Annotated in this window: 9 protein-coding genes and 3 pseudogenes; 3 read left to right on the forward strand and 9 right to left on the reverse strand. The window is 38.7% G+C overall.

The window, feature by feature from the left end; all coding sequences use genetic code 11:
* Positions 1–1,037, forward strand: a pseudogene (locus ACFIK7_RS01190) (tyrosine-type recombinase/integrase); the annotation flags it as partial.
* Positions 1,038–1,144: 107 nt separating this feature from the next.
* Here ACFIK7_RS01190 and ACFIK7_RS01195 read toward each other — a convergent pair.
* The 5 genes from ACFIK7_RS01195 to ACFIK7_RS01215 form a co-directional block, all read right to left on the reverse strand.
* Positions 1,145–2,296 carry a hypothetical protein gene (locus tag ACFIK7_RS01195; RefSeq protein WP_375662780.1) on the reverse strand — a complete coding sequence of 384 codons (1,152 nt, stop codon included), beginning with the start codon at positions 2,294–2,296 and terminating at the stop codon, positions 1,145–1,147.
* A gap of 132 nt (positions 2,297–2,428) precedes the next feature.
* Positions 2,429–3,187: a hypothetical protein gene (locus ACFIK7_RS01200; RefSeq protein ID WP_375631809.1), complete on the reverse strand. Its 759-nt coding sequence runs from the start codon at positions 3,185–3,187 to the stop codon at positions 2,429–2,431.
* Positions 3,188–3,453: 266 nt separating this feature from the next.
* Positions 3,454–3,666 (reverse strand): hypothetical protein, encoded by a 213-nt coding sequence (locus ACFIK7_RS01205; protein ID WP_375631807.1) that lies wholly within the window; start codon positions 3,664–3,666, stop codon positions 3,454–3,456.
* A 131-nt stretch (positions 3,667–3,797) separates the two neighbouring features.
* Positions 3,798–4,025: a hypothetical protein gene (locus ACFIK7_RS01210; RefSeq protein ID WP_375662781.1), complete on the reverse strand. Its 228-nt coding sequence runs from the start codon at positions 4,023–4,025 to the stop codon at positions 3,798–3,800.
* Positions 4,022–4,684 (reverse strand): lysozyme, encoded by a 663-nt coding sequence (locus ACFIK7_RS01215; RefSeq protein WP_375662782.1) that lies wholly within the window; start codon positions 4,682–4,684, stop codon positions 4,022–4,024. Before ACFIK7_RS01215 ends, ACFIK7_RS01210 begins: the two co-directional genes overlap by 4 nt.
* A gap of 142 nt (positions 4,685–4,826) precedes the next feature.
* On the opposite strand from ACFIK7_RS01215, the gene ACFIK7_RS01220 reads away from it, so the two are divergent.
* A complete protein-coding gene (locus ACFIK7_RS01220; protein ID WP_273791685.1) occupies positions 4,827–5,051 on the forward strand; it encodes an antitoxin MazE family protein in 225 nt (74 codons plus the stop codon).
* Positions 5,051–5,374: a type II toxin-antitoxin system PemK/MazF family toxin gene (locus ACFIK7_RS01225; protein WP_375662783.1), complete on the forward strand. Its 324-nt coding sequence runs from the start codon at positions 5,051–5,053 to the stop codon at positions 5,372–5,374. Before ACFIK7_RS01220 ends, ACFIK7_RS01225 begins: the two co-directional genes overlap by 1 nt.
* A 38-nt stretch (positions 5,375–5,412) precedes the next feature.
* On the opposite strand, the gene ACFIK7_RS01230 is transcribed toward ACFIK7_RS01225, so the two are convergent.
* The 4 genes and pseudogenes from ACFIK7_RS01230 to ACFIK7_RS01245 all read right to left on the reverse strand — a co-directional run.
* Positions 5,413–6,726 (reverse strand): contractile injection system protein, VgrG/Pvc8 family, encoded by a 1,314-nt coding sequence (locus ACFIK7_RS01230; RefSeq protein WP_375662784.1) that lies wholly within the window; start codon positions 6,724–6,726, stop codon positions 5,413–5,415.
* Positions 6,723–6,947, reverse strand: coding sequence for a tail protein X (locus tag ACFIK7_RS01235; protein ID WP_375632042.1), 225 nt, complete (start codon positions 6,945–6,947; stop codon positions 6,723–6,725). The genes ACFIK7_RS01230 and ACFIK7_RS01235 overlap by 4 nt, the downstream gene beginning before the upstream one ends.
* Positions 6,944–7,324, reverse strand: a pseudogene (locus ACFIK7_RS01240) (phage tail protein). The gene ACFIK7_RS01235 and the pseudogene ACFIK7_RS01240 overlap by 4 nt, the downstream one beginning before the upstream one ends.
* Before the next feature lie 56 nt (positions 7,325–7,380).
* A pseudogene (locus ACFIK7_RS01245) lies at positions 7,381–8,458 on the reverse strand (phage tail protein); the annotation flags it as partial.

Consider the following 8,458-nt stretch of genomic DNA (forward strand, 5'->3'; position numbering starts at 1 on the left):
CGCTATACGCACCACAATAAGCGCCGTGAAATGGGACTTGGTCCTGTTACAAAACTCTCTTTAAAAGAAGCGCGTGAGCTTGCAAGATATTATAGTGATATCTTAAAGAAGGCAATGATCCTATCGTCTTTCGAGAACAGACTATTTTAATACAGCAAAGCAATATCTTCCAAGAAATTGCAAAAGCGGCTTTTGAAAGCAAAAAAGCAGAGTTGAAAAATGAAGGTAAAAACGGCCGCTGGTTTTCTCCTCTAGAGTTGCACGTGATTCCACACATAGGCAAATTACCTATAGAAAAATTAACAGCCAATATCATTCGCAATGTTCTCGCACCCCTTTGGCATGAAAAAGCAGACACAGCGCGAAAAGCGCTTAACCGTATCAATATTTGCTTGAAATATGCTGCGGCTCTTGGTTTAGATGTTGATCTACAGGCTTGTATGAAGGCACGCGCGCTTTTAGGAAAACCACGTACGACATCAACAAATATTCCTGCTATGCCATGGCAAGAGGTTCCGGCTTTTTATCAAAACTTAAAGGATGATATCCTTTCAAATTTAGCACTGAAGTTACTCATTTTGACGGGAGTACGGTCATATCCATTGCGCTATTTGCGCCTTGAACAAATTGACAAAAATATATGGACGATACCCAAAGAAAATATGAAGGGCATTGTAGGAAAAGTTTCAGACTTTCGTGTGCCACTAAGTGATGAAGCTTTGAGAGGTATTGAAAAAACTCTCCCCTTTGAAAAGAATGGTTTTCTCTTTTCTGGTCTTAGAGGCAACCCCATTTCTGATGTCACCATGGCAAAGTATATGACAGTTTGTGGTTTGACTTATCGTCCCCATGGTTTTCGTTCAAGCTTACGGGACTGGATAGCAGAGACAACGTCAACACCGTTTGAGATTGCCGAAACTGTTCTTGCCCATTCAGTTGGGAGTTCAGTGACAAAGGCTTATATGCGAACAGACTTTTTAGAGCAACGGCGTGTTCTCTTGGAACAGTGGGCTGCATTTATATCAGGAGAGGCTTGATAATATGTCTATTGTCGAGTCAGGTATCTAAGAAACACTTAAACGATTAGCGGATAGATTACGATATAATCTCTTTTTCCCCGCTTTAAAAGCGGGGAGGGGATAAATCATTTTATTGGCAAATTCATCTTATCGAAAAATAACCGATGTCTTTTCTTGGCATTATCTACAAGCTTGTCAAATGAAATCACTTCTATATAAGCTTTATAATTTTCGTTATATCCAAAATACCCCATGTTATCACCTGTTATTCTTAAATTCGAGTTTTTGCAACATTTCCTTATACTATCAGTTAAATCACAGATAATATAACAATAACTAGGTATATCAAGAGAGTCTTTTATAGGACGACCATCGAATGTTTTTACTTTACCTATTCTAATTTTATCTAGATAATCAAACACTTGTTTAATAGGATCTGTTTTATCTCCTGATTGTGCATCATCTCTCATTGGGCGTTTAATTTCTATTATAAAAAGAGATGCCAATTGCATAGGCTGTTCGTCTGATATTAAAATAGGATTGTCGTATATAGGGTTGTCATATACATTTAAGGCACATATATCAGGTCTTTTATCTTCTGTAGAACCTGTAATAGGCATTTCTTTCAATGAGATGTCAGAAGCTAAATAATCATGAAAAACTAACTTTTCATCTATTAACCATAAATTACAATTATCCATAGAAATGTCATTGGAATCACACTTCATTGGCATTATGAGTTTGTGAATAACATTTTCTTTAGCGTAGCCTTTATCGCTTTTCTTTAAAGCCTTTTCTAGAAGATCTAAGATAACTTTTCTGTGGCATAAGTAACCTATTAGATCAGAGCGATTAAGATCATTTACAGTTTCTACATATGCGCTAACTTTATTTAAGTATTCTTCATAATTTGCGTTTTGTTCAGCTTGCAAAATATCATGACCTTCTTTTAAAGCCTTTTCTTCTAATTTAGTAAGATGTTTATGAAGGAGAAGCTCTAAGCTTTGGTCAGAGCTTGAGGGAGAAGCTATGTAGTCATTTTCAGTTAAATGTTTTAGAACTGTACGGTAACGTGGTGCTTTTTCAGCTACGAATTTTTCAATTATTTTCTTACTGTTTTGAATGTTTTGCTTTAATTCTTTATCTAAGTATTTTTGAATACTAGGGACTACAGCTTTCCGTATTTTATCAAATGATATCTCTATCTTCTCTAGTAACCCTTCAGTATTTTCTTGAATATCAAAGCCTATTCTTTCAGCACGTACTCTTTCATCCAAAAAAGGAGAGCTTACGTAGCAAGAGTAGATAAATTCACCTATATCATCTTGCAGTTTTGCATGAATACCAGGAACGTTATGAGATAATCCCTCTTTTGTGATAACTCTGTTGGCTGCACAAAAATATAAAGCCTAGTTTTCTAAAGGTAAGGACCTAAATTTAATATGCATAATAGAAAAGTTATACTTTTCTATTATTATTTTTTCATTAAAAATGGCTCCATGCATGCATTGTTCATATAGATCATTCAATAATATCTTTTCTGAGTCATCTTCAATAGTTATAGAGGGACAACTACCGGTTCTTGCAAAATACCAGAGACAATGTTCTAAGAGTGCTTTTGCGATAGATTGTAATTTTTTAGGAATATGATTTTTATATTTTTGTTGTAAACCTGTTAACTCAACAACAGTTTCTCTCTTTATACAATTATCTTGAAATTCGTGTAATGCTTTTATACCTTGAACAGCGTCAAATAAGAATTCACGCCCTTTTAATCCTCTATCTGTTTCATAAATACTCCGGATTTTTATATTATCAAAAGCTTTAAGCCATAAAAGTCGTCCTATACCATGGCAACCTTTTTTTATTTTATGATCTGAGTCTAAAGTTTCAAATGATTGAAAATTATGATCATTAAAGCCTGTACCATTATCGATTACTTTAAAACCTATAATTTGTGTTTTGTTTCGTTTTTCAGTATCTTTTTCAAGTGGTAGTGAAGCTTGCTTCGATCTTATGACTGAAACTATAATGTAGCGTGAGGAAAAATCATTTCCTATTTCTTCAATGGAATGAATAGAATTTACAACTGCTTCAAAAAGAGGCAGTAGAGCATGATTTTCTGGTAAAGATGTATTTCTTACGCGGCCACTTAAATTTGTTTTCATTATCCACTCTAATCTATAAAAGACAATCAATTGTGTCGTTTTACAAAGATTTGACTTCCTCTTCATCCTTAAAGGATTAAAATTTCGAAGCTCTTCATATCAAATATAGTTTATTAGAAGCTTTAAATTCATGAAACAATTAATTCAAAGATTAATTCTTTGAAATCCACTGTTTTAAATGGGCGAAGATATTGTCTATCACCTCCATGAGACGAGCAAAATTAAGAATCCATTTTCTAAAGAATTTCGCGCGTCTCAAAGTATGTTTAGAGCCGGATATTTGGTTTTTGTGTAAAAATACTTACAAACGCATCCATAATACGTGAAAAATCAAGCGCTAATAAGAGTATAATGAGTACAATCCATTTTGTATAACGAGACATCACTTTTATACTTTTGTAGGTCATGATGATTTCTTGAAGGATTTCTTTTTCTGCTTCTGTAAGTTCTGTATCGTCTTGTGTTTTTTTTCTAGCCATGTTTCCACCCACACACGCGTTCACCTAGATTATTGTGCTTTAAAATCTCTCTTGCTAAGTTTGAACTGATGGCGTTCAGATCTTGCCGGCTTAAATAAATTGGCAACCAACCAATACAAGAAGAAGTATATTTATTTGTCGCGCAACCAATCAGAGAGAGCAGTACGCACATCAGCATCACTTTTTTGATTAATTTCATTTTCTACCTCAAGACGGGTTGTGGCTGCTTTTAAAGCTTTTTCTGTTTGCTTTTGTTGCTCTGCTTTTTTCCCAAGAATAAAAGCTCTTGCTAAAATCATAAAAAAAGCAGCTAAAGCCGCGCCTGTTATCATCAGATTTCTTTTCATCCATAAGATCATAGACGATGCTCCTGAAAGCGTTTAGCAACAAAGAAAATACCAGCACATGCGGCTAAAATCATAATGGTGGCCAAAGCCCATTGGATGGGTCCATTTCCTGCTAATAAGCCTCCAAGCCCAGAAAAAGAACCAATAATCGGTGCCAATGCTTCGGCTTTGAAAACCCCCGTTGGTGCTTGCGTTTCTACTGTTTGATAATTGGAGGAAACAAAAGCCCCTTTCGCCCATAAGCCTGTTTCTGCCGCACGCCGGTGTGCTAGACCTTCAAGACGCTTACCGCCTGCTTTGGTCCATTTCTGTAGCTCGGCAGGGACAGCTTCATATTCACCTTGATTGAGCTTTTTTAACAGTGCCGAGTTACAAAAGGCTCCTGTTCCTACATTATAGCAAAAGGACACTAACGCCGCGAATTGTTCATCCGTTAATGAAACTGTAACAGCGCGTTCAACAGCATTTTCAAATTGTCTTAAGTCTTGGCAAAGAAGTTCTTCTGCTTGCTTTTCAGTGATTGCCATGCCTTCGTAAATAAAAGGCTTTCCAGCACTGTTTGTATGTCCATAACCTATTGTCCACACCCCAATGGCATCTTTATAGGCGTTTAAACGCAAACCTTCCCATTGTTTGATAAGTGCTAGTCCTTCTGATGATATTTTTCGCATGTGTTGCTCCATAAAAAAGCCCCACACAAGGCGGGGATGAGTGAATATTTAAAATTGCAATTATTGCCTTTTATTAAAAATCTCGTTTCATGTAACTTTTTTCTGTGTTATACGTTACATGAAACATAATGGAGATTTTGTTATGGCTACAATGCACGTCAATGAACGCGTTCAAAAACATCGCAACGCACAAAGAAAAGCAGGTTTGCGTTTAATGCAAATTTGGGTACCAGATATTCGCCAACCGAACTTTGCAGAAGAGTGCCGACGCCAATGTCGCTTAGTCGCAAAAATGGATAAAACAGATACATCTATGCAGTTGTTGATGGATCAATCTTTAATGGATGTTGATGGCTGGACAGAATAATGCGTGGATCTCTCGTCACAATAGCTATGCAAGGCGATTTTGGTAAACCAAGACCTGCGTTAATCATTCAAGCTAATCAATTCAGTGAGCATACAAGTGTAACGGTTTTACCCATTACTAGCACACTTGTTGATGCGCCATTACTCCGCATTACGATTCAGCCAACCGCTAAAAATAGTTTGCAAAAACCTTCGCAAGTCATGATTGATAAGATTATGACGGTAAGATGTGAAAAAGTTAGTCCAGCTTTCGGCTCCATTCATGCAGATAAAATGGTAGAAATTGAACGCTGTTTAGCTGTATTTTTAGGAATAGTAAAATAAAAATAGTATTTCTTTTTATCATCATAAAATAGCTTTGTTTATCTATCCTCTTCATCCATATGGATAACGCCTTCGCCTTCGTCGCATGCGTTTTGTGGAGCGTTTGGATCAAGGGTATCGTCCTTGTCTGGTGTGGTGTTTGCAACGTTTCCAGCTGTGTCTTCTTGGGCTTCATCAAAAAGTTCGCATTCTATTTTTGTGGTGTAACCACCCGTTTTATCAAGTTTGTGCTTAACACTTTTGATGCGCCATTCTGCTGGAATATAGGGGCGGAAAGGGGGCTCTTGAACAAGCTTTGCTTCTGCTTGCACAAACGGATCACCACCGATATCACATGAGAAAGAAGACTTACCGCGTGATGATTTATTGCGATAAGCAGCAATGGCTGCAACAGTCTCTGATTGGTTATGGTAGGTGTATTTGAGTTCATGAAACGGTGCTTTGCCAACTTTGACTTCTTTTTTTTCACCACTGCGGATATCATGATAGGTTGCGAGAACACCGCCTTTCTTCTCTTTGTCTTCTTCTTTTTTCTCAGATTCTTTTTCTGCTTTTTCCGATTCAGATGATAATGGTGCTGTTCTGCCACTGTCATCCATATGGATAAAGTTTTCATCATCATCAATCTCTTCTGGTTCTCGTGCATCAGCAGCGGCTTTTTGGTCGTCTCCCACATCTGTTTCTAAGCCATTGGCTGCTCCTGCTTCATCCCGTGCGCTGTATTTAAAATCCCAAGAGGTACAATGTTTCTCATGAATAACAACAATAGGGAGTGTTTCACCGGTGATGGCTTTGCCTTCACCCCGTTTGGCGAGCACCAGTTTGCCATCAACGGGCTTTGCTACCGCATCATATTCTTCTGCAAGGCGTGCGGCAAAAGCCATATCACTTTCTGATGTTTGATCAATATGACGCACAACGATTTTTGCAAGAGAAGGATCAACCTTTGGCGTATAGCCATTACGCTCTGCTATCTCTTGAACAATACTGCCAAGGGTTTGCTGGTGATAGGATTGGCTTTTGGGGGTTCTGTAAGCCGTGTTCATTGATGCGGCGCGCCCTGTCACGCTTAAGCTTTGTGGTGGGCTGCTTACAGAGATTTCGTCTATCAGATAGGCTCCCATATCGCGGTTTTTGCCCCCTTCATAGCCAAGTGTGACAGAAATGATTGTTCCGATGAGAGGAATATCAAGAAAGCCGTTATCACTGTCCCGGGCGCGGTCATCAATCTCTATAGTGATACGATCACTTTTGTTTTCTGCTTCATCGGTAATTTCAATTGATAAAACATAGTCCATCAGCATTCTTGTGATGTCCTCTCCATTTGCCAGAACCATGCAAAAAGGTTTCATGATTTGCTACCCCAAATTCTGATTACTGGTGTGGCTTTCGGATAGGGGAGGGTTGGTAAGAGTATCGTGATGCCTGCTTTTAAGATGGGTCCATAGTCTGCAAGCCCAAAATTAGCTGCATAGACGCGTTCAACAGCAAGCGCTTGCTGACCTTTGGCATAGTATTTCCAGCAAATGGCATCAACCATATCGCCATCTTTGGTTATATAAAGGTCACTCATAGGTCTTCACCATATTCTCTCAATTTTATCGTAAATTCTTGTTTTTTGGGGGTGCCGTTATGATGAAAAACGCTTTGTTTTTCCTCTACAGAAAGAATGACAAACTTACCTAAGATTTTGCCTTGACCGGTCACAAGAATGTGAGGTCCTTCATGTGCCATTTGCCGTAAATATTCGAGCTGTCTGTGACCACCTTTGAAATCTGGATAAATCACGCCTGCTAAAGAAAATTCCGCATTTGCAACAGCAGGTAATTGAAGAGCAGTCTTTCGCCCCAATCGCCCTTTCTCTACTCATGGAACCCCATAAGACATATCAAGTGTTTCATAAGTTGCTGTTTCAATGGAAAAAATAACACCACCTAAAGCTAACATCATGGTATTTAATCCGAAAGGCTAGAGGCTATGGCTAAACGTTGCTGTTTTGCATAGCGTTAAAGTGCGTGATTGACAGCGTCTCTGATTTCGTCCTTGAGACCATTTGGTACTGAAATATTGAGATTTGTAATGGTTACACGGGCGTCTACTTCAACAGGTTTGTGAATCGTAATGGGTTCTGGAACTTCAAAGGAACCCACTTTTGTATTTGGAGTTTCTATGTATTCTGTTTCGACTGTCCCTGTATTAAAACCACTCTTGCGTTTTTCAGATGGAGCATTGGGTACAATTGCTGTATCAACCATTTTTTTTGCGCGTGCATTGGTTTCTTCGGTAAAGGTTTTAATGGTCTGCGTTGAAGTCTTGTCTATTGAAACATTAAAGCCTAACTTTTCTTTCATCCAATTAGGCATCCAGCTGGTTAATTTGCTTATCATGCCGCTAAGCCAATCAGACAGAGCATTCCATTGGCTTTTGATACCGTCCCACAAGCTACCAATGAGATTGGTTCCTACTTCCATGAGATTGATCCCAAACAGCCACTCAATCAATGCATTGATTTTTTTTGAAATCCAAGAGAGCGGTGAAAAGTTTTTAAAGAGCGTCAAGAGGTTATTGAAAACGTTACTACATAAGCTCGCAAAAGAATTCCACAAGTTGCTTATGAAGCTTACTACCGTATCCCAATTTTTGTAGAGCAGATATCCAACTCCAACAAGGGCTGCTATGCCGCCAGCAATCCAGCCGATAGGAGTGGTCATGATTGCGATACCAAGCGATATAAAAGCAGAACTAACGGCAGTTATTGCTGGAATAAGTGAAGCTATAAGAGTTACAGCAAGACCAGCAATTGCGGAAGCAGCTGGTGCTATTGCCGCAATGAATGCCCCAGTAAGAACTGCTCCAACTGCAGCTAAGGATGCGGCTACCCAGCCATTGAGTTCATCCCAATATTTATAGAGTAAAACAAGAGCTGCAATGCCGCCAATTAGCCAACCGATAGGTGTGGTCATTATAGTATAGCCAAGGGTGACAAACGCTGCTCCCGCTGCGGCTAATGCGGCAATGAGTGGACCAAAAATGAACGAACCAAGTGCCACAAGTCCTACCTTAAAGAGGGTTATTTCACCAATC

Origin of the sequence: Bartonella sp. CL266QHHD (assembly GCF_042195355.1) — a bacterium.
Classification (GTDB): Bacteria; Pseudomonadota; Alphaproteobacteria; order Rhizobiales; family Rhizobiaceae; genus Bartonella.

Bases quoted from the DNA above. Each gene is read 5' to 3' on its own strand.
- ACFIK7_RS01200 (WP_375631809.1), bottom strand. From the start codon at position 3,187: ATGAAAACAAATTTAAGTGGCCGCGTAAGAAATACATCTTTACCAGAA.
- ACFIK7_RS01205 (WP_375631807.1), bottom strand. From the start codon at position 3,666: ATGGCTAGAAAAAAAACACAAGACGATACAGAACTTACAGAAGCAGAA.
- ACFIK7_RS01210 (WP_375662781.1), bottom strand. From the start codon at position 4,025: ATGATCTTATGGATGAAAAGAAATCTGATGATAACAGGCGCGGCTTTA.
- ACFIK7_RS01215 (WP_375662782.1), bottom strand. From the start codon at position 4,684: ATGCGAAAAATATCATCAGAAGGACTAGCACTTATCAAACAATGGGAA.
- ACFIK7_RS01220 (WP_273791685.1), top strand. From the start codon at position 4,827: ATGGCTACAATGCACGTCAATGAACGCGTTCAAAAACATCGCAACGCA.
- ACFIK7_RS01225 (WP_375662783.1), top strand. From the start codon at position 5,051: ATGCGTGGATCTCTCGTCACAATAGCTATGCAAGGCGATTTTGGTAAA.
- ACFIK7_RS01230 (WP_375662784.1), bottom strand. From the start codon at position 6,726: ATGAAACCTTTTTGCATGGTTCTGGCAAATGGAGAGGACATCACAAGA.
- ACFIK7_RS01235 (WP_375632042.1), bottom strand. From the start codon at position 6,947: ATGAGTGACCTTTATATAACCAAAGATGGCGATATGGTTGATGCCATT.